Source organism: Periweissella cryptocerci, assembly GCF_004358325.1.
In the GTDB taxonomy this organism is placed as follows: domain Bacteria; phylum Bacillota; class Bacilli; order Lactobacillales; family Lactobacillaceae; genus Periweissella; species Periweissella cryptocerci.
Genome location: NZ_CP037940.1, coordinates 197,223 through 221,943 on the forward strand (window position 1 = coordinate 197,223; position 24,721 = coordinate 221,943).

A 24,721-nucleotide genomic window follows, 5' to 3' on the forward strand; every position below is an offset into this window, starting at 1 on the left:
AACACAAAACGCCACCATTATATTCAGATGTGACTTTTGTATAATACTATTCTTACTTTTTCTCGGTAATAATACTGTATAATAGAATAGGTATAGCTACATGTAACACTGACACCGCTAGGCAGCTGTAATGATTTATAGTCATTCGATCAGAGTGCGATTTATTACACGCCCAATCGTGTCACAATATTTATATAAAAAATGAATGGAGGACATTCCACATGAGCTTTGACGGTATGTTCACACACGCCATGGTCGGCGAATTAAATAGTAAGCTGGCCGGTGGTCGTATTACCAAGATTCACCAACCATATCCAAACGAAATTATCCTAGTTGTCCGTGCTAATGGGAAGAATCACCCATTGCTGCTTTCAGCACACCCAACGTTTGCCCGCGCCCAAATTACGGACATTCCCTATGCTAATCCAGCTACCCCACCCAACTTTGCGATGATGTTGCGTAAACACTTAGAAGGTGCCCGCTTAGATCGCATTGAACAAGTCGAAAATGACCGGATTATTCGTTTATTTGTGCAAACACACGATGAATTAGGTGATATTGAAAATATCGTTTTGATCCTTGAAATGATGGGTCGGCACTCGAATTTGTTCTTGGTTAATGAAAAATCAAACAAGATTGTTGAATTGATTAAGCACGTTTCAGCTGACCAAAACCGGGTTCGTTCGCTTTACCCAGGTGCCCAATACATTGCGCCACCAAAACAAAATTTAACTAATCCATATGAATCATTAAATGGTTTAGCTAATTTGATTTTGGATATTCCTGATCAAAAGGAACTCGCTAAGGAAATCCAAGGTCATTTCCAAGGATTTGCGTTTGACTCAGCTCAAGAATTAGCTGCCGCGGTCCACGAAGACGGCGACGCAATGAAGCACGCCCAAAATTGGCTACAAAAGTTTGACACGCCACAACCAACCTTAACGGAAATTGGCAATAACAAAACTGCTTACACACCCTTCCCATGGTTAACGGTGACTGGACCACAACAAACCTTTGCCTCACTTGGTGAATTGCTCGATTTCTACTTCGCTGATAAAGCAGAACGTGATCGGGTGCAACAACAAGCCGGATCCGTTATCCGTGTTGTCCGCAACGAAATTAAGAAAAACAAGACCAAATTAAAGAAGCTCCACCAATCATTGGATGAATCAGCCCATGCTGATGAATTCAAAGTGAAAGGTGAATTGCTGACGACGTATTTGTACCAAGTTGAGCGCGGTATGACTGAAATCACGTTACCAAACTACTACGAAGATGAAAAGCCCATGAAGATTGCCTTGAGTAACCAAATCGGCCCATCACAAAACGCCCAAAAGTACTTTACCCGCTATAATAAATTGAAAAAAGCCGTGGCCTTCGTCGACGAACAAATTGCTTTGGCTGAAGATGAACTGGCCTACTTAGAAAACATCATGGCGCAGATCGAAATCGCGAGTCCTAAAGACATTAACGAAATTAAGCTTGAATTAATTGCTGAAGGCTACATTCGTAATAAGTCAAAGAACAAGAAGGCCAAGATTCAAATCTCGAAGCCTGAAAAATTCTGGGCAACTGACGGCACGGAAATTGAAGTCGGTAAGAACAACTTGCAAAATGATAAATTAAGCTTGAAAACCGCTGCCCGGACCGACATTTGGCTACACGTGCAAAAGTTACCAGGCTCACACGTCATTATTCACGACAGTAACCCGAGTGAAGCAACAATCATGGAGGCTGCTAATCTGGCAGCATATTTCTCCAAAGCACGTGAATCAGCTAACGTACCCGTTGATTACTTACAAACTCGACGACTTCGGAAACCCAATGGTGCTAAACCTGGTTTCGTTATTTTTGAAGGTCAAACAACAGTCTATGTCACACCAAGTTTGAACTTAGTTAATAAAATGCGTACCAAGCCAGCGCCAACGGTTGAACCAGCCGCTGACTAACACAAGTAAATAGCTACTAAAACACCGCCCTTTTCATTAAGATTTTGAAACGAGCGGTGTTTTGTTTTGCATGCAGCCCCATCATCGTATAAAATAATTTTCAGAGGTTATTTTCATGAACAATTTACGTGCCATTTTAAATGGTCATCATTTTTTGAAAGCGAAGCGCATCGTGGTTGCCTACCATATCATGATTGCAACCATGGCGGTCGTTTCAATTTTATTGGTGATTTTAGATTTAACTAATACAATCGATATTGTGGCGATGCCCTATGCTGTTATCAATGATTTTATCTTAACGGTGTTCACAATCGACTATGTCGGGCGCTTTATTCGAGCGGAAAACCGTTGGAAATTCTTTTATACGAATATTTTTGATTTGTTAGCCATTGTGCCTTTCAGTTCAATTTTCAGCTTCTTCCGTGTCGCCCGGCTCGCTTCCGTGGCACGAGTGTTCCTGCTATTTCGGGTTGTCGGCTTATCTGGTAAGCTGACGCGGAATCTGCACCGCTTTTTCTACGGGACAGGTTTGATGTATGTTCTATACATTGTAATTATCATGTTACTCGTCGCCTCAGCTATTTTCAGTCAAGCGGAAAATGTTAGCTTTGGGAACGCCATGTGGTGGGCAATTGTAACTGTAACTACAGTTGGGTATGGTGACGTTACCCCACACACCATGGTCGGACGTGGCTTGGCAATCGTCCTCATGATTATGGGTATCGGATTAATCGGTACATTGACCTCTGCAATCACGAACGTTGTAAGTCGCACTGCCGGTGAAAAAGCCGAATTAGAATTCGAAGAGAGCCTCGCCCTCGACGAAATCAAGGAACTCCATGCCGAAATCCGCGCATTGACTACCACCGTCAACGAATTAAAAGATTTACAAACTAAGCAAAATAAAAAATGAAACGACGTCTTTTATCACACGCTAAAAAGCCTGATTTCTCCTTATTAGAGGTAGAAATCAGGCTTTTTTAGGTGGTGCATTTTATGTCTGTTGCTATCCACATTACTGATAGAACGTTTCTAGCACTAAACTGTCAAGCGTGATATTTAGCTATTCACTCATCCTAATCCGCGTGTCTCAAACACTCCATTAACACACAAAACGCTAAACAACCGAGAACCTTTTTCATCACTTACTTTGCTTTTGTTGATAATCAGAGACATTATCAACTTTTAAACCGTGTTCTGCTAGGTAAAATGGGCCATATTTGGCAACTTTGAATTCGCGGACATACGTTTTTGTGCCAGGCACCCGGTAGTATTGCCCCTTTTTAGTGACGACATACCTGTTAGGTGCACTTTTCTTAACCTGTAACTTTAATGCTTTGGTGGGTTCACCCCACGTGAGCATCATTGCTTTAACCGCGCCACTTGGGGTTAATGAGAGAATCCCAAACGCAATTACTAGTAATGCAAAGATACTCAAAATTATCGATAAAAATGTGTGAAACTTATTACGTTTTTTATTTTTTGCTCGTCTTTTTTTAGCCATTTTTTCTAGTTAACTTTCGTAATTTTATCAGCATTAATTTGCCGTGGAATCGCAATTGTATCAAATTTAACGATATACGTAGTTTCATCAAATGCTTCAATGGTGCCTAACCCTAGAAACTCATGTTGCACCCGCATACCTGGGCCCAGTAAATTGGTCGCAACGACTGGTTTTGCTGGTAGCGCTGCCCGTGATTCTTGCATTTTCACAAACGCTGTAGCTTCATCAAGCAAAGCCTGTGGTAATTGCGTGACAAATTCTAAATTAGTTGGATTGATTTCCGTAATAAATCTTGATGGATATTTCTGCAAGCCTTGCCCAGTGTAACCTTCCGAATCAGTTAAAAACAGAGCGTTTTCGGCCCGGGTGAATGCCACGTACGCCACGCGCCGTTCTTCTTCCACTTCGGCTGCTTTCTTAGCATTATTAGACGGAAAAATCCCCTCACTCATGCCAATTACGAAAACATAGGGAAATTCAAGGCCTTTGGAGGCATGAATCGTCATTAACTTCACCTGGTCGTTGTCTTCATCTTCAATTTCATCGTAGTACAATGAAACACTTTCAAGGTAACCTGCCAAGTCCGCCTCTTCGTCCTCATTTTGATATTGGACAATTCCTTGACGAAGCTCGGCAATATTGTCTAAGCGGTCGTTTTCCCCACTCAAACGCAAATCAGCCTCGTACCCAGTTCGCTCCAGTACAAATGTTACAAGCGCAGCAACGGGAACACTATCCCACTTCTGACGAGCCTCCATGATTACTTGGTGAAACGTCTGCGCAGCGGCTGGCATTTCCGTAATCAATTCGCCAAATGCTTCAAACAGCGAAACTTGCCGTAATTCTGCATACTGTTCCAGTTTTTCTAGTCGCTTTTTCCCCATCCCACGAGCTGGTACATTAATCACTCGGGAAAACGCTAAATCATCACCGTTCACAATCAAGCGGAGAAAACTCAGAACGTCTTTAATTTCTTTGCGCTGATAGAAGCTCATGCCACTATAAACTTTGTATGGTGTTTTGTGTTCAATTAATTTTTGTTCAATCATGCGGGTAATCGAGTTCGCTCGATACAAAATCGCAACATCACTGTACTTAATTCCCAATGCATGCAGTGTCTCGATTTGATTAACGACCCATTCAGTTTCAGCAGTTTCGGTCTTAGCGTGCTGATACATCACCTGCTTGCTAGCGGGCTTTGTGGCATTCAAAGCTTTGGGATAGCGTTGTTTATTATTTTCAATCAGTTCATTTGAAACATTAATAATGTCACTCGATGAGCGATAGTTTTTATCAATCACAACGGTTTGTGCATCGGGGTGATCAACTTCAAAATCTAAAATGTAATTCACCGCGGCCCCACGCCACGTATAAATTGTTTGATCTGGATCCCCAACAATGAATAAATTCTTGTATAGGTCAGCTAATAACTCAACAAAAGCGACCTGCATTTCACTAACGTCTTGATACTCATCAACCATGACGTATTGTAGGCGTTTCTGCCATTTTTCACGAATTTCAACTGAGCCGTTCAACATCAGCATCGCAATCGTCAACAAGTCACTAAAATCCAAGCCAAAATTTTGGCGTTGCACCTTTAAATACGCATAAAAAATTTTATCTTGAATACTATCCGTCGCGTTAAATAACACATCAATGTCCGCAGAAGTTGGCTTTGAAATTAATTCAGCCGCTTGATATGAGGTCGTTTTCCGCCCATCAATGTCTGCTAGCGCCTTTTTAACCGTGTACTGGCGCGTATTCACATTTAGATCCTTAAACAGCTTCTTAATAACTTGCTTCCGGTCTTCCTCATCAATGATAATGAAGCTCTTCGGAAAGTGAATGAACTCTGGATTTTCCTTGATAATCTTGACGGCAAAACCGTGGAACGTATTAATATAACCGCCCGCATTTTCACCCAGAATTGCCCGAATCTTCTGTTTCATTGATTGCGCCGCTTTATTAGTAAACGTAATCGCTAAAATATTATCGCTCGGAACGCCCAAATTTTCGACTAAGTGAGCGTATCGTGCGGTTAATGTTTTGGTCTTACCAGTGCCAGCACCCGCAATAACCCGGACATAACCTTCAGTCGCTTGCGCCGCAGCAAGTTGTTCCGGATTCAATCCCGCAAAAAAATCTGTCATGAGTTACTTCCTTTCGTATCCTTTAATTATGTATATGTTTTTAAAATGTAGACAGCAATAATAACTGTCTACATTTCGCACGTTTGTTCGCATCTATAATCATACCAGAAATCAAGCCGACTGAAAATCAAAAAAGGAAACCAATTACGGTCTCCTTAAGAATTATTGGTTCCAGCGTATGATTGTAGTTTCTGTAATTTTCAATCATCGGATTACTGAGGTTCAATAGTCGGTGTTGTTTTTTCCAGACTACTACGACCTTTGGTTGGTAATTATTTTTCGCTAGTTACATTATTCCTAACTAACGAAGTGCCGATAAATTGCTTGGCGGGCGCAGCCTTTACACCGCTACTGGGGGAATATGTGTGTAGCACATATTTCCGCTGAGGATGAGATGAGGAGTCTTAGGAATTTATTCCTTAGACTCCCAGCTTGTCCGAACCGACCAAGACCGCACTTTGGCTTGGGAGGCTGCTTCCAGCGTGGTGCGCCAAGCAATTTACCGGCACGCAGTGGCCAATTTTATTCAATCCCACGTCAGACGAAATGGAACAGAATTATTTTCCTACTTAATAAACCAAGCCAACAAAGTACACTAACAATCCCAGCCCTAACAAATCAAGATAGAGGCGACTCAGCATGCGGTACTTATTAGTGGCAGTACTTGCTACTAGACTCGCTATCTGCCGCTTCAAACGTTGATTGGCATTCAAGAGCACATAACCGATTAATACTAAGGCTACGAGCAATAGGACGCGATTCCACACACCCGGCAATAGCACTGCGCTAATTAATGCGATTGTTGCCAGTGCAATAACTACCCTGTTCCTGTTAGCAATCGTAATCATTTTCATATTCAAACCATTAGCAACTATTTCCGCTTGGCTACGATAGAACAAGCTTAGTAAAATCAAAATCGTGCCAATGATAAACGTTATTATTGTAAGCATTATACCCCTTTCTAATTAATCATCTTCAGAGACATCGGTATCGCCATTAGGACCATATTTCGCCTTTTTCGTATGCTGTGACCACATGTAATACGTATTAGGTTTGCTGATATCAACCGTGACTTTACCAATTTTGATTTTCGTATTTGAGAGCCATTTCATTTGCGCATACAAATCATTATATTGTAGATAAACCGTCTTATCACGCTTGGGATTCTTGGCGCCTACTGGTGTAATCCCAATTCGGTTTTTAAAGGCCGAAAATGAATTACCATAAATTACATACATCCGTGCTTCGTATTTATGATCCGGCGATTCACTCTTTGAATATTCGTATCCCTGTCCGTTCCAGTACGACAATTCAGATGGTACCACAACAAACCGCACGAACAGAAAGGCACTCGCCAAAACAATGGTTGCAGCAACTGTAATGATGATTTTTGTACTTTTCTTCATTCGTTTTCGCATAACATTCTCCATGATTGATTATTCATCCAATGATACACCACTGAGCCAACTAAAGTACTTAAAAATAGCTCAAATTTATTTATTGGCGAAACAAAAAAGGCAGCACACGACTACCTTTTCCTATTTTATACGTTTTCATTTATTCAATCCCATGTTAGGCGCAATAGGGCCTTTTTATACGTTTAAGTGCTTATCTGACATATTGAACTTCTTTTCGAGTAAGCCCAGAAGCCGTGACAAACTAAATGTTAAGACGAAGTAGATAATTGATGTAACTACCAATGGCAAGAATGGCTTAAATGATGCCCCTTGCACAGTTGCAGTCTTGAACATCAATTCACCAACCCCAATAACAGAAACAACTGATGATTCTTTAATAACAGTAACAAATTCATTCCCTAAAGCAGGCAAGATGTTCTTAACCGCTTGGGGCAAAATAACAAACCGCATTGCTTTAGATTCAGACATCCCCAATGAGCGGGCTGCTTCCGTTTGACCATCTGCAATTGAGTTAATCCCAGAACGAATGATTTCTGAAACATAGGCGGCTGAATTAAGTGAAACCGCAATGGCACCAGCAGAAAACGCATTAATATTCAGGTGGAACAATGCCGTTGCCCCAAAGAAAATCATGTAAACTTGCACCATCAAAGGCGTGCCCCGCACGTATTCAACATAGACATATGAGAAACCTTTGGCGAGACTTTTACCAGCTTTACCAAATGCTGACGCCGTTCCTTTAACATGCGCCCGCTTCATCAAAGCTAAGACCGTCCCAAGCAAGGCACCAAAGAATACCCCGATGGCAGCCAAGGCAAGCGTTAAGCCGGTTCCGCTGATAAAGTAACTACCATATTGACCGAAGAAGCTTTGTGATTGGAACATTTCCGCATTAGCCTTCTTTTGCCACTTAGCAAATGATCCATCACTGTGAACTTTGTCGATTACTTGATTAACTTGAGCTGTCAACGCATTCGCGCCCTTAGGCATCGCAATCGCTGTTGCCCCTTTTTCAGTTGAAAAACTCATTTTTTGGACATATAAATCTTTATCATGTTGCGCATATGCATCGGCAACTGGCGATTCAGCAACCACACCGGCTACCTTGTCCGTCTTCAATTGCATAATTGCATCGGTAAACTTAGTTAGTGAAACTGGCTTATCACCAGTAATTTGTTGGGTCGCAATTGTTTCTTGTACCGTTCCCTTTTGGGCTGCGACGCTTTGACCTTTAAAATCGGTCACTGCTTTGTACTTGTCCTTATCTTTCTTATTAATCAACATTACTTGACCAACTGAAATATAAGTTTTTGAAAAATTAACTTCTTTGGCCCGTTCTGGGGTTGGTGACATCCCTGAAATAATCATGTCGATTTTACCAGTCGTCAACGCACCAAGTAACGCATCATAGGCCATTTCTTGAATTTTGAGCTGTACGCCTAACTTTTTGGCTACTGCTTGCGCCATTGAAATATCGAAACCGACAATTTGGTCTTGTCCCTTAATTGTTTGGTGGAATTCATAAGGTGCATAATCAGCTGACAACCCAACAACCAAAACTTTCTTTTTCTTGATTGCCTGCAACGTTGAATCAGTTTTTGGCGCTGCGTCGGCAAATGCTGACCCCGCACTGACAAACATCCCCAGTACCATGCTTACTACCAACATCAAATGTAAAATCTGTTTTTTCATAATTGCTACTTCCCTTTTCGTTTCTCTATAAATGCTATGTTTATCACTATACAGAGCAAACCACAATTATGCAATGCAGAACGCATTTAATTGCATATTTATACACTATGTGGTTGTATATTCGCGAAGTTTTTGAATATTATGTCCATAGGCAGTGTCGTCGGCCGCTTCTAGCAAAAAAACAGCCACCACCAATCAAGGTCAGCAACTGTCTTGTCAACAAGGTTAAATTATTTTTTCGGCGCTAACATATAAACGCGTAGTTTCGCCGTCTTGTTAGAACCGTCTTTAGCTTTAGCCGTAATAGTTACCCAACCAGCCTTTTTACCAATAACTTGCCCATTTTTTGTAATGCGGGCAATGCGCTTGTTGCTGACTTTCCAACTCACCTTGTTAATGGCGTTTTTGTTGACTTTCGTCGTCAACGCAATCGTTTCATGACGGCCATGGCCAGCGTGTAATTCAGGATACTTCGCCACAATTTTCATCGTCTTAACTAGTGGGTGTACCTGAATTGTAACCTTACGTTGTTTCTGATCATGTTGACTTCTCACAGTAATCGTCACCTTACCGGCGCGCTTTGCCTTGGCAATTCCTTGCTTATTAATAGTAAGGATGCGCTTGTTGCTTGATTTAAACGTCACTTGCTTATGGGCATCGGTAATGTTTTTAGAGCCATTATGTGTAACAGCAACCTTGAAAGATTTGCTTTGCACTACGTGTTTGTTAGCGACACGTGCTTGCATTTTGTGAACAATTTTTGCGGCGACTGCAGGTACCTCAGTAACTTTAATTGTCACCTGCCCATTTACAGCCATATAGTTCTTATCATTCGGTGTGAAAATCACTTCAAATTGATGATTACCCGGTTGGCCCAGCTTCGTTGTGCTAGCTTGCTTCCATGTAAATTTACCACCGGCTACGTTTGGCAATGGTACATCATTTAATGTTTGCCCAGTCGTGCCTGTTAAGTTCTGAGGCCACATGATATTTGTTGGTATCGCTTGCTTGATTACGAATACCCGCATCACACGCACATCGCCGTAGCTGTATTGCACATTGTAAGTCCCAACCTTGTTCAAATTAAGCGTCCGTTGCGGATTACCATCCACTTTAATCTCAACTGTAGAAAGATCAACTGCATCAGCATATACATTACTTACACCGTCAATCAACTTAGCTAAGTCATAAGAACCAGTGCCAAATGTTAGGCTTGGCGCGTTACCGATATTCAACTTCACAGCGGTCTTCGCTGTTGTTACGGTGTATGACCAACTAGCGGATGGATTATGATTGTCATCACCAGGAACTCGAACAACAACCGTATGTTCACTACCTGGTTTCACGTTAGGAATTACCGTACCTGGCACATACCATGTATCGACACTTGGTTCTCCATCAACTTGGTATTCAACCGCTTGATTTAAAAATATTGGGAGCGTAATTGAAGTTTCAGTCGTGCCCACCATGCCATCGAAATCCGCTTGCGATGGTACTTCCGCTGGAATTGTTTGATTAGCCTTACCGACATTCACAGTAGCCTGACCAAACAAACTATTGAAATTGTCATCCTCTGGCGTAAACCAAACGCCAAAGATATTTTCACCGGTGTTACCTACAGAAGTTTCATCACTATCATCCCAACTAAAACTGTCTGGTAGTTCAACATCACCTAACACATTACCATATGTGGAATCTAAAGCGGTTGGCCAAAGAATTCCAGTTGGATCAGCCTTATTAACGTTGACCATAATATCACTCGTCATAGAGTTGTAGTTAGTGTCATCCTCTGGTGTGTAAATTAGTGTATGTCCGTGTTGTCCTACGTTACCAACCGATACAGTGTCATCTAACCATGAGAACTGGCCTTCATCACCTAAGTCAATATCACTCAACTTGTCACCATACGTGGCCGTGAAGCTAACTGGCCAGTTAAAGTCAGTTGGATTAGCCTTATTAACCTCAATATCTATGCCATTTGTCACTGTTTTGTAATTAGGATCAGCTGGCGTGTAAACTAGCGTATGCGTTTGCTTTCCGGCACTACCAACTTTTACAGTATCATTTTCCCACGCGAAGTGATTAGGCTCGGCTAGAAAAACTGTACTCAGCTCGTCACCATATGTGGCTTTTAAGCCCGTTGGCCAGTTAATCATATCTTCGAAGGTTGCTTGCATAACCCTCACATCAACCGCTCGCGTCACAGATCCGTATGTTTCAGTATCCTCCGGGGTGTAAACTAGATTATGTTTTTGCAGTCCCGCATCACCTACTGAATCACTACCGTTTTGCCACTCAAAGCCATTATCAAAATCGGTAATTTTATTCAACTTGTCGCCATACGTGGCTTCTAACTCGGTTGGCCAAGGGATGTCATCAGGAATAGGTTTAGTACTAATCACTGCTGGTTCACTAGGCACACTGGCACATGAGACTTCGTCACTCGATGTTCTCAAATAGAAGTTGTAGCTTGTTCCGGGTTCAAGATTAGTAAACACATTTGACATCTCAACATCTGTCTGCCAAGTAATCAAATCATCAGATGTTGCTTGAATACCATAGTCCATGTCGGCGACTGGATTTAATTTAATAGTATCCCCTGTTCTATCGGCCGCAATAGGCTGTACCCCTGGCTGCGCCTTTTGCATACGCGAAATCGCCCCGATTCCGGTGTCATTACTAGCTATTGTCACATTATCTTTCTCCCAAATTACACCACCCATTGTGGTCTTTAATGGAATAGCTAGATTTGTTAACGCAGTAGATTCAAATGCATTGCCACCAATTGTTGCTAATTTACTGGCTGTGCTGAACGTAACATTCATTAATTTCGAAGCGTCGCGAAATACTTCTAAACCAATCGTCGTGACACTCGCAGGAATCTCAATGCTGGTTAGTGCAGTCTCTATAAATGCATAATCATCAATCATTGCCAACTTGCCATTTTCGCTGAACGTTACTGCGGCTAAGTTTGAAGCCCAAGCGAATGCACCTAACTCAATCGTAGTAACACTCGCTGGAATTTCAATACTGCTTAATGTGGATTTCTGAAATGTACCAGATTTAATCGTTCCCAACTTGCTATTTTCACTGAACTTTACTGTCTCCAAATTAGCAGCTTCATAAAATGCATACGTACCAAGATCGGTGACATTCGCCGGAATCTCAATGCTGGTTAACGCAGATTCCCAGAATGCAGCTTGGCCAACCGTTGTTAATTTACTGGTTTCACTGAACGTTACCATCTCCAAATTAAAAGTTCCGGCAAATGCATATGCACCAATCTCGACGACGTTCGCCGGAATCTCAATACTGGTTAGTGCAGCCATATCGAATGCATATATACCAATTGTGGTGACACTCGCCGGAATTTCAATACTGGTAGCCGGACTTCCTTGGAACGCCCGGGCACCAATCGCTGTCACCGGCATGCCATCAATCTCCGTAGGAATATTAACTTGCCCACCGTCCCTAGTATAGCCAGTAATTGTAACGCTTGTACCGTCATCAGTGTACGTGAACCCATCCGATTCTTTATCCGCCGCACGAACCACTTGCTCCTGCCGAGCATCCGGAATAAACTCCGCAATTGGGACACCGCTAAACACCAAACCTGTGGTCATGGCGATACTGACAATTTTCAGTGCCAATTCTTGTTGCTTTTTATGTGCTTCGTATCGATCAATTTTTTTCACTACCATTCTTTTTCCTCCTTCGAATTTACAGCCTGTTCATTTTCATACATTAATTATCGCAATTTTATATGAATGTACTGTTACCGATTAGCGAAGAAGTTCCCCGCGAAATTTCCAAACCTGCTTTATAACCTCGCATTAATAGACGCTTCTTGGTCATTTTGACGAATTTGTAGTTAGTTGCGTCGGATACAAAAAAAGAGCCACCAAATTAGGTGACTCAGACTATGTTTTAACTATTTAACGCAACTTCAATTTCGCGTAACTAAGTTTCGGTCACACGCACGTTTACCCTAAACTACTTTGCCAAGCTTTTTTGACAACTCAATAGCTGACTTCAAGACTTTTTCACCATTCATCATGCCATAAGGTTGCATTTCAATTAAACCAACCGGAATACCTTGTGGTTCGTATTCTTTGACATACTTATCCAGCATATAGCGGACTTGTGGCGCAACCATAATTGCGATTGGCTTGCGTGCCTTGATTTTGTCGCCCCCCATACTATCGGCAACACCTTCGACATCGTATGCCAAATCGTTTGCCCGTGCATATTGTTCCATGCGATTAGCCATCAAACTAATCGACATCCCCGCTGCATCAATTAAGAGAATATATTCGTTCATGAGTCCCACCTATTGAACTTTCCTTAGCTATTTTTGCTAAATGCATACAATGTAATCGCTTACTACAGTTATTATATCATTTACTTACTAAAAGTAAACAACTTTTAATATATGACTTTACTGCTTTAATTGATAGAAAAAAACGATAACAATTCTCCAAATGGATACATGTTATCGTTTACTATCTGCTTTTAATTCACCATCGTGTTAATTGGCATTTTGAACATTCCGGGAAATTTCGCGTACATTTTCGTCAATTGCGTCTTGATCGCGCTTAATCTTCAGGAGCAATTCACGGGCGTGGTTTTCATTTTTATCAGCATTCTTCATGTTCTGTAAAAATTTTTGAATAAAGTCTACAATATTTTTACTTACATGTGAATTAGTGAAGGCGATTAGCGGTTCCGACTCCATCACTTCTTCGTACCGCCGTTCCGGCTGAATTTTTGTATATACAACAACTTTTGCGACTTTCCCCGCTTTGTCAGTGTACAATGCCAGTTGCCCTTTTTCGTCAAACTCCCCGACCGTGTTTGGGTTCAACTTTAAAAGAATGGTACTATTTTGCATCACTTTCTTAAATCCCGTGACTGCAGCTAACTTCACCCCAATATAAGTATTACTTTCCTTCATGCCTGACTCCCCCGTGTTCTTTTAAATTAATGTTGTCGTTATCAATTTACCAAATGCGTACACTCGCTTGGTTGCCCCCGTAAAATATGGTGGCTCTTCATAACATGTAATTAACGTAATTGTCGCTACCCCCGAATCATGATCAGTAATTACCCCCACGGTATTTTGACTAATCACTTGTTTCTGCACAATCTCATACGTGTATCGTTTATCCCGATTAACTAAATCAACATGCATACCTAATTTAAGCTTGGTCTGTAGCGGACTAAAATATGTGCGATTATCGGCCATATTATGTGCACCGATTGCATAATTCGCCTTGCCCATATGCTGACCTGCTTTCAAAGTTCCCGCCCCCAGTGCAAGTACTTTGTCAGAAGCCCCTTCATAGATTGGCAATTTAACTCCAATTTTTGGAATACTGACAAACCCTCGTAACGTTAATTTGTCTTTCCCTTTGGCCAGCTGTTCTAACTGCGACAGACTATTAACTGCCAAATTGCCGTTATATTTTGCGGCTTTGTCTTTTTTATTTTCCGAAACAATGTGTTTTGCATCTGCTAATTTGGTGGCATGATATTGTGCTAACGTTCCAATATAAAGCGCTGGATGCATACCTAAATAGATCATTCCCCCAGCAACTAATGCGATAACAACCGCCAATATTCGATATATCTGTTTCCTCATACCTTCCCCCTAAAAGTTATATGTATGAGGCCAGCCCAGATAAGTGTCTGACCTCAAAATCATTTAGTTGCTTACTTAGTGTTATGTTTGCGACCGAATCCAAGCAGACCAGCCAGCCCCATCAACGCAGTTCCCAACACAATCAACCAAATATTCATACTTGCGGTTAAACCAGTTTGAACTAATTTAGGTTGCTTGTTTTCATCCTTTGGCAACGCAGCTACTGTTTTTGTAGGTGTTTGCTTTTGCGTAGGATTAGTTTGATGACCAGGCGTACGGGGTCCGTTGACCGTTGGCTTGTGCTTGCCACCGCCATCTTTGCCCTTGATAACTGGCTTATGCGTGTCACCACCGTCTTTCCCCTTATCCTTTGTATGCTTAATCGTGTCGCCATCTGTTGGTTCTGTTGGTTCTGTTGGTTCTGTTGGTTCTGTTGGTTCTGTTGGTTCTGTTGGTTCTGTTGGTTCTGTTGGTTCTGTTGGTTCTGTTGGTTCTGTTGGTTCATTATTATCAACCGGATTCTTGGTGTATGGTACATCAATTTCACCGCCATTTTCCGGAATTGTTACTGTTGGCGTACTTGGCGTGTAGCCAGGAATTTCCGGTACGTCGACTTCATCTCCCGGTTGGCCCTCGTATGGTTTATTGTGGTCTCCTGGAATGTCGTTACCATTTTCGTCCTTTGGTACAATGTTCCCGTCGATAGGATTCTTAGTATATGGCACATCAATATCACCGCCATTTTCTGGAATCGTTACTGTTGGTGTTGATGGCGTGTAACCAGGAATCTCTGGTACGTCGACTTCATCACCTGGTTGTCCTTCATATGGTTTATTGTGGTCTCCTGGAATGTCGTTACCATTTTCGTCCTTTGGTACAATGTTCCCATCAATTGGGTTCTTGGTATACGGCACATCAATGTCACCACCATCTTCTGGGATTGTTACTGTTGGCGTACTTGGCGTGTAACCAGGAATCTCTGGTACGTCGACTTCATCACCTGGTTGTCCTTCATATGGCTTATTGTGGTCGCCTGGAATGTCATTACCATTTTCATCCTTCGGCACGATATTTCCATCGATTGGGTTCTTCGTATATGGCACATCGATGTCACCACCATCTTCCGGAATCGTTACTGTTGGTGTTGATGGCGTGTAACCAGGAATGTCCGGCACGTCAATTTCATCTCCCGGTTGACCTTCGTATGGTTTTTCAAAGTTTCCAGGGATATCATTACCATTTTCATCCTTCGGTACAATGTTTCCATCAATCGGATTCTTGGTATACGGCACATCGATATCGCCGCCATCTTCTGGAATTGTTACTGTTGGGGTTGATGGTGTATATCCTGGAATTTCCGGCACGTCAATTTCATCTCCCGGTTGACCTTCGTATGGTTTTTCAAAGTTTCCAGGGATATCATTACCATTTTCATCCTTCGGTACAATATTTCCATCAATCGGATTCTTGGTATACGGCACATCAATGTCACCACCATCTTCTGGGATTGTTACTGTTGGCGTACTTGGTGTGTAACCTGGAATGTCCGGTACATCTACTTCATCACCTGGTTGGCCTTCATATGGTTTGTTGTGGTCACCAGGAATGTCGTTGCCATTTTCATCCTTTGGCACGATATTTCCATCGATTGGGTTCTTGGTATATGGTACGTCGATGTCACCACCACCTTCTGGAATCGTTACCGTTGGCGTTGATGGTGTGTAACCTGGAATTTCCGGCACGTCAATTTCATCTCCCGGTTGACCTTCGTATGGCTTATCAAAGTTCCCTGGAATATCATTACCATTTTCATCCTTCGGCACAATATTTCCATCAATCGGATTCTTCGTATACGGCACATCAATATCACCACCGTTTTCTGGAATCGTTACTGTTGGAGTACTTGGTGTATAGCCTGGAATTTCCGGTACTTCGACTTCATCACCGGGTTGACCTTCGTATGGTTTATTGTGGTCACCGGGAATGTCATTACCATTTTCATCCTTGGGTACGATGTTTCCATCAATCGGATTCTTAGTATATGGCACATCGATGTCACCACCATTTTCTGGAATTGTTACTGTTGGCGTTGACGGCGTGTATCCTGGGATTTCTGGTACTTCGACCTCATCACCTGGTTGACCTTCGTATGGCTTGTTGTGGTCGCCAGGAATGTCATTGCCATCTCCATCCTTCGGTACAATATTCCCATCCACTTTTGCCAACTGATATACATAGACGACATCCGGATTCATTTCGCCGAATGTTCCAGTTGCATTTGCAGGTGTGGTAATTAGTTCATAGCCCGCAATATTTTTCGGTATTGTTTGATATGCGTCATTGAATTTGCCCGAAACAACTTCGGCATCGGCAATCGTTTGACCATTGTTATCAACATAACGAACATTAACTTCCTCTGCATTAGCCGTGTAAACGTAGGTAACCGTATCCATCATGATGTTCGTATTCAAATAATAAAACGAAACATAGGGTGTTTTTCCAAGTGGAAAGGTATAGGTATAACGCTCACCTGGTCCAACTTTTGCCACACTGTAGACTGTGCCATCATTCAAGGTCAACGTTTGTGAAACTGAACCATATTCATCAACAATTGTTAGTTTCATTGTGGCCCATTTCGTTCCATTATAAGTTAAATCAGATGTTCTAGTGATACCTATCACATACGCATTTTTTTGCTGTGAAACGCTACCGTTCGCATTCTTAGGTTGGGTAACAAGTGTGTAGCCCGGAATGTCTTTTGCCACAGTCGTATAATCTTGACCTGTAATGCCTGCTTGCACAACATCTGGCGCTAACGTGTTGCCTTGATCATCAACAAATTGGGTTGTTTGATTTTCCAAAGTTGGTACTGGTAACTCTACTTGATTACCAGCGTTGTTAATCGTAATATTGCCATCGCTACTATACGTGACAGTATAAGTAACACCGTTATTGCCTTTAATAGTTTGTGTCCCATTAGGCGAAATTTCAATTTTGACTGATTTACCATTGTTACCAACGTAAATCACATGAACCGTCGTCAAATCAGTGCGATTAATTGATAAGACAAATTTCCCGTCAGCAATTAGAAAACTATCATTGTTCGATTGCCAGCTATAGTAATTACTATCCGGGTCAACGTCATTAGCATTTGCGTATGATTGATCTTTGACGGTATAGCCAGCTGGTGTATTTGTATCGGCAACCGGCTTAACATCGGCCTTGACTGCTTGCGTCGTGACTTTCTTAGTAACTTGCTTGGGCGCAACTTTATCTGGTACTTCGCTTGTTACTTGCTTTTCCGTTGCGGGATCAGCCGTATTTTGTGTGTCATCTTTTTTTGCAAGATTATCGGCATCTGTATCAGCGGAGTTTTCTTTTGGACCTTCTACATTTTCTTGATTATTATCCGTAACTTCTGCACTTGGCTGCTTTTGTGTATCGTCGGTGTCAGGAATTTTTGTGGTGTCACTATTTTTATCAGCCGGCAAATCAACAGTTGGCTTTTCTGTTGTGCCTACCGGATCAATATTATCCGCTGCATCTTTATCAGCTGATACATCAATATCACCTGACGTGTCTTCATCTTTATCGGCTGACGGTGTTTCCACCGCATTGGTATCTTCAGCAACCACAGCAACTTGTTCACTAGTTGTATCCGTCGTACTATCTGCTGAGACACTGCCACTCCCTACAAACATGGCTGAAAATGTTAACGTTGCAATCCCTGCAAATACCCAATTCTTACCATTTTTGTACATCTTGTAATGAACTTTAGTCGTGTCATTACGCTTTTGTTTCATCCCCATTTTGTTACTCCTTCCAAATCATCCCACAATATTTTGTCCCAAAGTCGCCAAATCCCTTGGTATGACTGACTTTATTCAACCTGATATTAAAAAGCTCTTGAAAATATGTATTTTCAAGAGCTTTTTTCGGAAGTTTATATTTAATTCTTATCATTCAGATAGTTTTATTTATAAATTGTGTGCTGTTTAATTAGTTGGGCCGTAAGTATTATTTGTTTTCAGTGTTTATGTGCGGAGTTGCTGTTGAATTTCTTAGTGAAATATGGCAAAATAAGGTCATATGATATGATTAGTTCATGAAAATACATAAATTCATGACTTTATTACTAAAAGCCTAATTTGAACCCTTTCAACGACTGTTTAATTTCGGTGTCGGTTATGCCGATATAGCGCTTCGTGATCGCCTCACTTGAGTGATTAAGAATCATCATCAAGGTCGCAATATCATGTGTTCGCTGATAGTAATGATAGCCAAATGTTTTTCGTAACGTGTGTGTCCCAATGTCTTGGCGTCCAATATTATCAGACGCTTTTTGAAAAATCTTATAGACAGCATCCACAGTTAGTTGCTGCCCCGTTCGACTTTGGAATAGATACTGATTATTACCTAAATTTTTTACATATGCCTGAATCATTGCTCGCATCTCGCCTAAATAGAGAGTGCGCGCTTTTTTTGTCTTTTGCTCAGTAATCGAAACTGTTTCGCAGTTCGTCACATCACCGACTTTAATATTCAACAGATCTCCCATTCGCAGACCTGTGTTAATTCCTAGCAAGAACAGAAACTCATTGCGTTTTCCGTATTTACCTTTTCGTAATTCTGCTTGAAAAGCCGCAATTTCATCGACCGTCCGTAACGGTTGCACATTGTATAACATAAACTACCTCCAATTTTTATATTTAACATAGAGTAATCTAACACTAATCAAACCAGAAGTGTTAATTTTTATTTTTCAAAAATAGTAATATTCACCACAAAAAAAGAGCACAATATCCGTATGCTCTTTTCCCTATGGTTTATTATCTAATGAAATTTTAATGTTACGTAAATAGTCAAATACCGTGTATCTTGCCGTGTCTGATGCAATTTTCACACCAGTTGTCCCCCACTTAATTACAGTAATCATGCGTAATCACCCCCGTTATCATTGCATAATTTTCAAATTTCTAACTTTTTACATTATATCATTTTAATCATATTTACTCAATTTTCACGAACTAAAACACCTCAAAAGTTGAAAAAAATACCAAAACACGAATTATAATAAAATTTTGCTTATAGATTAGTATTTTATAACAAAACGCTCACGTCTAATCTCAAATATAAGCCTGTTTTTCACCAGACAAATCACCAAAGAGAATTCAGACTATATTAACGTACACAAAAGGCCAACGAAATTCGTCGGCCTTTTTGTTAAATATTATAATTTTTAGTTTTTGGCAGCTTTCGCTTTGTCCAAAATATCACGCATTTTCAATACCATCATGTCGATTGCCACGGTGTTGCCACCACCTTCAGGAATAATCAAGTCGGCATAACGTTTCGTTGGTTCGATGAATTGGTGATACATTGGCTTAGCGGTTGCCAAGTATTGATTAATGATTGTTTCTGATGAATAGCCCCGTTCGGCCACATCGCGCTTCAAGCGGCGAATAAAGCGAATATCGTCATCCGTATCAACATACACCTTGATATCCATCAAATCACGCAGACGTGGGTCACTGAAGACCAAAATACCTTCAAGAATGATGATATCAGCTGATTCAAAATGACGCGTTTCATCAATGGTTGTATACGTTGCAAAATCATAAACTGGCACGTCAATTGCTTCACGGTTCAACAATTTATGAATGTGATCAATGTACAAGTTCGTGTTCAATTGATCAGGGTGATCGTAATTGGCTGCCCGGCGTTCTTCCATCGTCTTATCATCTTGGTTAATGTAGTACATGTCATGTTGCAGTACCAAAATTGATTCACCTTGTAATTGGCTCACAATTTCTTGTGTTACCGTGGTTTTACCTGAACCGGAACCACCAGTAACCCCGATAATAATTGGTTTCTTGTCTGACATCTCTTCATCCTACCTTTTTAATATGTAATTTAGCCGTCTGCTGTCCAAATCCATCGTACAATAAATTTGCATGATATTTATTGTACACTACTTCGCACTCGTTGTGGACGTAAATTATTTGGAATTTTCAGTACATTGCACCGAATTAACACGACCAAATCACCACAAATGATTGCCAATATACTCACCGTGGTTTCAATAACTCATGCCATCATATTTTCAGTTTGTGTTCCGTGAAATAAATTTTGGGTGGCAACTTGTAAAGGGTTAAACTGATTTATTCCTGCCATTTTTTTATTTGATAGATATTAGTTATTTCATACGGAATCTGGTGTACGACTGTTTCATCAACTTGGCGAACTAACTGATGGTATGCTACATCATTTTCTTGCAAAGCAAGCATTGACAAATTCATTTGTGGGTATTTAGCTTCCAAGGCGCCAAGGCGGATACACCTTGTACCTGGCACCAGCAACGTGGCCTAACATTATTCCACCCAAAAAGGCTGCCAGAAAACGACAGCCTTTCATTTTATACATTTCAAGGGTAGCTAGCATTAGTGAAGAATCAGATTATCCATATCCTAATTGATTCCATTGCGCAATCATTGCGGCAACGTATTGATTTTGTGGCGTTGGTACACCTAAACGATAACTAGTATACAATTCCGCCCACATTTCTGGCTTACTTGTATAACCATACGCACTAACTCCGCTGGCAAAATCTTCCAAAGTCAGCCCAGTTGCTGCCAAATATTGATTTTGAATGGCCGTTATCGGCGCCTCACGATCATAATCATTTGTTACAAGCATATAAATATATTGGATTAAATGACCAAATTCATGAGTAATTGTATATACAGGTAATTTGCTACCTTTAACCGGAACGTGGAACGCCGTGTATAACGCCGCACCATCGTCAAAGTGATAACTTTCTTTTAAATCACTATTGTAAGCATATTGCAGCATGTCACCTGCCAAATCACTCGTGTTAAAGGCTGCGGGATTTAAGTAAATCGTGATTGGTACTTTGCGATCGCCTATGACATGTGATGGCAGATACGCTTGTCCCACATTATAAACGCTTTCAAATCTACTTGGGTCCGCAGCCAAGATAATCTTCCCGCCTTCCTTCAAGTAATTTTGCACAATCGGTTCTGCGGCCACCATCTGTTCAAGTTGAATTAGATTCATTCCCAACCATACAGGGTGCAGTGCGCTAATTGAAGCTTCATCAATTTCAAAACCTTCCGTGTTCATTTTGTGAATTTGATCCTGTAGTTGCGCCGTAGTTTGAATTGGCGAATTAGCGAGGGCATTCATCGCACTCGCTTTATCCAACTGAGGATTCTGTGTCACTGTTTCACTTGGATCTGTGGGGTCTGTTGGATCTGTTGGATCTGTTGGATCTGTTGGATCTGTCGGGTCCGTGGGATCTGTCGGATCTGTTGGGTCCGTGGGATCTGTTGGGTCTGTCGGGTCCGTGGGATCTGTTGGATCTGTTGGATCTGTCGGATCTGTGGGATTCGTTGGGTCCGTGGGATCTGTCGGATCTGTTGGATCTGTTGGGTCCGTGGGATCCGTGGGATCTATTGGATCTGTGGGATTTGTCGGATCTGTTGGATCTGTTGGGTCCGTGGGATCTGTTGGATCTGTTGGGTCCGTGGGATCTGTCGGGTCCGTTGGATCTGTTGGATCTGTCGGGTCCGTGGGATCCGTGGGATCCGTGGGATCTGTTGGATTTGTCGGGTCCGTTGGATCTGTCGGGTCCGTTGGGTCCGTGGGATCTGTTGGGTCCGTGGGATTTGTTGGATCTGTTGGGTCCGTGGGATCTGTTGGATCCGTTGGGTCTGTTGGGTCTGTCGGATCTGTTGGATCTATTGGTGGAAACAACGGATCAGTGATAGTAGGCGGTGGTAACAAATCTGGTAACGGATTCACTATTGGTCCGGTGCTTGGCTTATTAACATTTACCAATGCATACCGATAAGTAACCTCGACAGTCCCCTTGACTACAAATGAACATGGCTTTGGTGTTATATAACCACTAATTCCTTTTGCAGGTATGTTAACGGTCTCACCATATTGCCCATCAAGGTAGTCATTCCGGCGAATCACTTTTCCATTAATATCAACATAGCGAATCGTAATTTGATACGTATGCGGTTGGTAACTATACTTAATGGTTGTATTTTTTTTGACAACAATTCGCTGTGGTTTCGGTGTATGGTGGCCGACCACTTTACGGGTTGGTGCAAGATAGCTGCGCCCGAATTTCACTTTGGCGTTATGCTTTTTACCAACTTCGGTTCCTTTTTGGGCATGCAAATGCTTGGTGGTGACTGAATATTTTTTTGGTGTATATTTATATGTTATCGTAGTTTTCTTAGTAATTTTTTTCGTGATTCGTGCCGGCTTTTTATAGCCTTTAATCGCTTTAACTTTGGCGCGATACCGTGATTTAACTTTAACTTTTCGTTTGTAATTACCGCTTATTTTTTTGTGATTATCTTTATCAACATATTTTATGGTGACAGTATATGTTTTCGGCCTTGCATTAGCACTGCCAGAAAAACTAAGTATTCCCATAAAGATACTAATAAAACACACTAGAGTTATTAACTTCTTAAACATATCTTACCTCCAATCAAATTGCATACAAACTAGGGCTAAATTTTTTCTAGCGTGGAATTTGGATATGTGTCTCAGATTGATTCCCACTACGAGGCTGGAACCAGTCTGGACACCGTGATGGAAGACAAGCATTTGAAGCCACAGTGCGGTCTTCAAATGTTTGCGAAGCTTGGTTCGCTAACGCGGTAACCATCTTCACAAATCCATAATCAGTAACGAAACCCGTTACTGATTATGCCATCACGGTGCGAGCTAAAGTCCAGCCTGGTTCCAGCCTCTTCGTTAGTTTGAGCAGGCAATCTGACTAGTAATATGCCGTAGTCCTTGTCGCTGCAAGTTTAGCGGTAATCAATAGTTCAACGCAGTGGCATCATACATCTCATCGCATTTTATAAATTCCACGTCAGACGGAATAGAGCCCAAACTAGCTTTATAATGCAAAAAACGCCAACTGAAAACATTACCACTTAGGTAACATCTTCCCGTTGACGTCAAATATCTATATTATTTTCCCTGCTTTCATTATACCAAATACGACTTTAAATGTATTTAAACTTGCTTACAGCCACGAACCTAATTACTTAACTTTTCTGCAAAACAAATGCTTTGCCCCCAACTTTGTAGGCATTAAACCATTGCACTGGATAACCCTCTGAATATTCTTTCTCCCGATTATAGAAGTACTTCGTTTTAGTCGCCGTAACTGTTAAACGGTAGTACTTGCCAATCTTTTTATCGCGGAGTGAATTGTCCCACGAACTGATACTCTCGTTGAAATACAAGTAAGTGGTCTTACCCACGACGCGTGTTCTTTGAATTTTAATTGACTGCGCTGGTTTTACAGTTAAGTCTGCATATTTATAACTGCGATTAAATTCTAAATAATCATCACTCGTAACATGAATTGAGGTTGTCGGTACCGCAGAATCAGTGATTAGTGTATCAGGCCGCGATACACGTGGTCCGAGTGGTTTGTGATACAACGGCGATGGCACGCTGACTTTGGTAAATGACCGCTTAGTTAATTTAATCGGATTCACGGTTTTAATTTTATAGCCGTCACGCAAGTTGTCCGTCCGAAATACGACATATGGTGTGTATTTTTTATATATGACACCTGTTTGTTGATCGGGTACCCCCACATTCAATACGGTCCCCTTTTTAACCCAAAATTTCTTACCAGTTGCCGTTTTTCCAATCCAGAGACGTTTCTTCGTTTTCAAAAAAACTTTTGTTACCCCGCCAGATTTATCAGCATTATACATGCATTTAGGATTGCGATGTTTTTTAGCAATGTACTCCTTACGTGTGTAGCCTTTGATTGGGTGCAAATACTTCCAATACCCATTCGCTGGCCCATCTTCACCAAAATCATCGGTTTCCAAATATGCCAGCCCATACCCATATCTTGCCGGCGCGTCATCATCATCAACTGGTTTTGTTTGCAGATAATAATCCGTAACACTAGCCTGTATGGTTGCTCCGTCATTAACAAATATTCCAACCGTTAATGTCGCCACAACAGCCATCATTTCAATTCTCAAACGTCGTTTAATCATGATTTTTTCCTTTCACGTTGCGTGCGTTGAACTGCTACTTACAAAATGATTTTCCACTAAAAAAGCCAACCGAAAAATATCACCATGATGGTAACATCTTCCCGTTGACGTTGTTTGTCTATTCTAAGTTTTTCCTACTTCCATTATATCAAAGGATACCTAGAACATGCTTATTTTTGATCCTATTTATTCTTGCGTGGGCCCCTCATTTCCGTACTTTTTTAAGAATACTCACGTACCACGGAATATATCTTGGCACTAGTTTTGAGCACATCACAAAATCAGCAATAA

17 protein-coding genes are annotated in these 24,721 nt (G+C 41.4%); 2 read left to right on the forward strand and 15 right to left on the reverse strand.

What is annotated here, in order from left to right:
- The first annotated feature begins 221 nt into the window (after window positions 1-221).
- Window positions 222-1,949 (forward strand): NFACT RNA binding domain-containing protein, encoded by a 1,728-nt coding sequence (locus EQG49_RS00920; protein WP_133362196.1) that lies wholly within the window; start codon window positions 222-224, stop codon window positions 1,947-1,949.
- A gap of 115 nt (window positions 1,950-2,064) precedes the next feature.
- Window positions 2,065-2,862 carry a potassium channel family protein gene (locus EQG49_RS00925; protein ID WP_133362197.1) on the forward strand — a complete coding sequence of 266 codons (798 nt, stop codon included), beginning with the start codon at window positions 2,065-2,067 and terminating at the stop codon, window positions 2,860-2,862.
- 228 nt (window positions 2,863-3,090) lie between these two features.
- Here EQG49_RS00925 and EQG49_RS00930 read toward each other — a convergent pair whose 3' ends face one another.
- From EQG49_RS00930 to EQG49_RS01005, 15 genes are all read right to left on the reverse strand, one after another.
- Complete coding sequence (locus EQG49_RS00930; protein WP_133362198.1) at window positions 3,091-3,453, reverse strand: hypothetical protein; 363 nt, start codon at window positions 3,451-3,453, stop codon at window positions 3,091-3,093.
- Between the two features lie 5 nt (window positions 3,454-3,458).
- Window positions 3,459-5,603 (reverse strand): ATP-dependent helicase, encoded by a 2,145-nt coding sequence (locus EQG49_RS00935; RefSeq protein ID WP_133362199.1) that lies wholly within the window; start codon window positions 5,601-5,603, stop codon window positions 3,459-3,461.
- Between the two features lie 569 nt (window positions 5,604-6,172).
- Window positions 6,173-6,553, reverse strand: coding sequence for a hypothetical protein (locus EQG49_RS00940; RefSeq protein ID WP_133362200.1), 381 nt, complete (start codon window positions 6,551-6,553; stop codon window positions 6,173-6,175).
- Window positions 6,554-6,568: 15 nt separating this feature from the next.
- Window positions 6,569-7,021 (reverse strand): DUF5412 family protein, encoded by a 453-nt coding sequence (locus EQG49_RS00945; protein ID WP_133362201.1) that lies wholly within the window; start codon window positions 7,019-7,021, stop codon window positions 6,569-6,571.
- Between the two features lie 174 nt (window positions 7,022-7,195).
- On the reverse strand, window positions 7,196-8,713 hold the full coding sequence (locus EQG49_RS00950; protein ID WP_133362202.1) for an ABC transporter substrate-binding protein/permease: 1,518 nt from the start codon (window positions 8,711-8,713) through the stop codon (window positions 7,196-7,198).
- 230 nt (window positions 8,714-8,943) lie between these two features.
- The gene (locus EQG49_RS00955; RefSeq protein WP_133362203.1) at window positions 8,944-12,414 is read right to left on the reverse strand and encodes a leucine-rich repeat protein; all 3,471 of its coding nucleotides are present in this window, start codon (window positions 12,412-12,414) and stop codon (window positions 8,944-8,946) included.
- A 287-nt stretch (window positions 12,415-12,701) separates the two neighbouring features.
- Window positions 12,702-13,034, reverse strand: a complete 333-nt coding sequence (locus EQG49_RS00960) for a PTS sugar transporter subunit IIB (RefSeq protein ID WP_133362204.1) — start codon at window positions 13,032-13,034, stop codon at window positions 12,702-12,704.
- A 207-nt stretch (window positions 13,035-13,241) separates the two neighbouring features.
- Window positions 13,242-13,667 carry a hypothetical protein gene (locus EQG49_RS00965; RefSeq protein WP_133362205.1) on the reverse strand — a complete coding sequence of 142 codons (426 nt, stop codon included), beginning with the start codon at window positions 13,665-13,667 and terminating at the stop codon, window positions 13,242-13,244.
- Between the two features lie 21 nt (window positions 13,668-13,688).
- Window positions 13,689-14,354: a class A sortase gene (locus EQG49_RS00970; RefSeq protein ID WP_133362206.1), complete on the reverse strand. Its 666-nt coding sequence runs from the start codon at window positions 14,352-14,354 to the stop codon at window positions 13,689-13,691.
- A gap of 71 nt (window positions 14,355-14,425) precedes the next feature.
- On the reverse strand, window positions 14,426-18,163 hold the full coding sequence (locus tag EQG49_RS00975; protein WP_133362207.1) for a MucBP domain-containing protein: 3,738 nt from the start codon (window positions 18,161-18,163) through the stop codon (window positions 14,426-14,428).
- 326 nt (window positions 18,164-18,489) lie between these two features.
- Window positions 18,490-19,041 carry a tyrosine-type recombinase/integrase gene (locus EQG49_RS00980; RefSeq protein ID WP_133362208.1) on the reverse strand — a complete coding sequence of 184 codons (552 nt, stop codon included), beginning with the start codon at window positions 19,039-19,041 and terminating at the stop codon, window positions 18,490-18,492.
- 552 nt (window positions 19,042-19,593) lie between these two features.
- The gene (gene udk, locus EQG49_RS00985) at window positions 19,594-20,238 is read right to left on the reverse strand and encodes a uridine kinase (RefSeq protein WP_133362209.1); all 645 of its coding nucleotides are present in this window, start codon (window positions 20,236-20,238) and stop codon (window positions 19,594-19,596) included.
- A 277-nt stretch (window positions 20,239-20,515) separates the two neighbouring features.
- Complete coding sequence (locus EQG49_RS13555) at window positions 20,516-20,653, reverse strand: hypothetical protein (protein ID WP_165964702.1); 138 nt, start codon at window positions 20,651-20,653, stop codon at window positions 20,516-20,518.
- Between the two features lie 157 nt (window positions 20,654-20,810).
- Window positions 20,811-22,871: a MucBP domain-containing protein gene (locus tag EQG49_RS13560; RefSeq protein WP_165964703.1), complete on the reverse strand. Its 2,061-nt coding sequence runs from the start codon at window positions 22,869-22,871 to the stop codon at window positions 20,811-20,813.
- A gap of 581 nt (window positions 22,872-23,452) precedes the next feature.
- The gene (locus EQG49_RS01005) at window positions 23,453-24,430 is read right to left on the reverse strand and encodes a hypothetical protein (protein WP_133362210.1); all 978 of its coding nucleotides are present in this window, start codon (window positions 24,428-24,430) and stop codon (window positions 23,453-23,455) included.
- Window positions 24,431-24,721 lie beyond the last annotated feature (291 nt).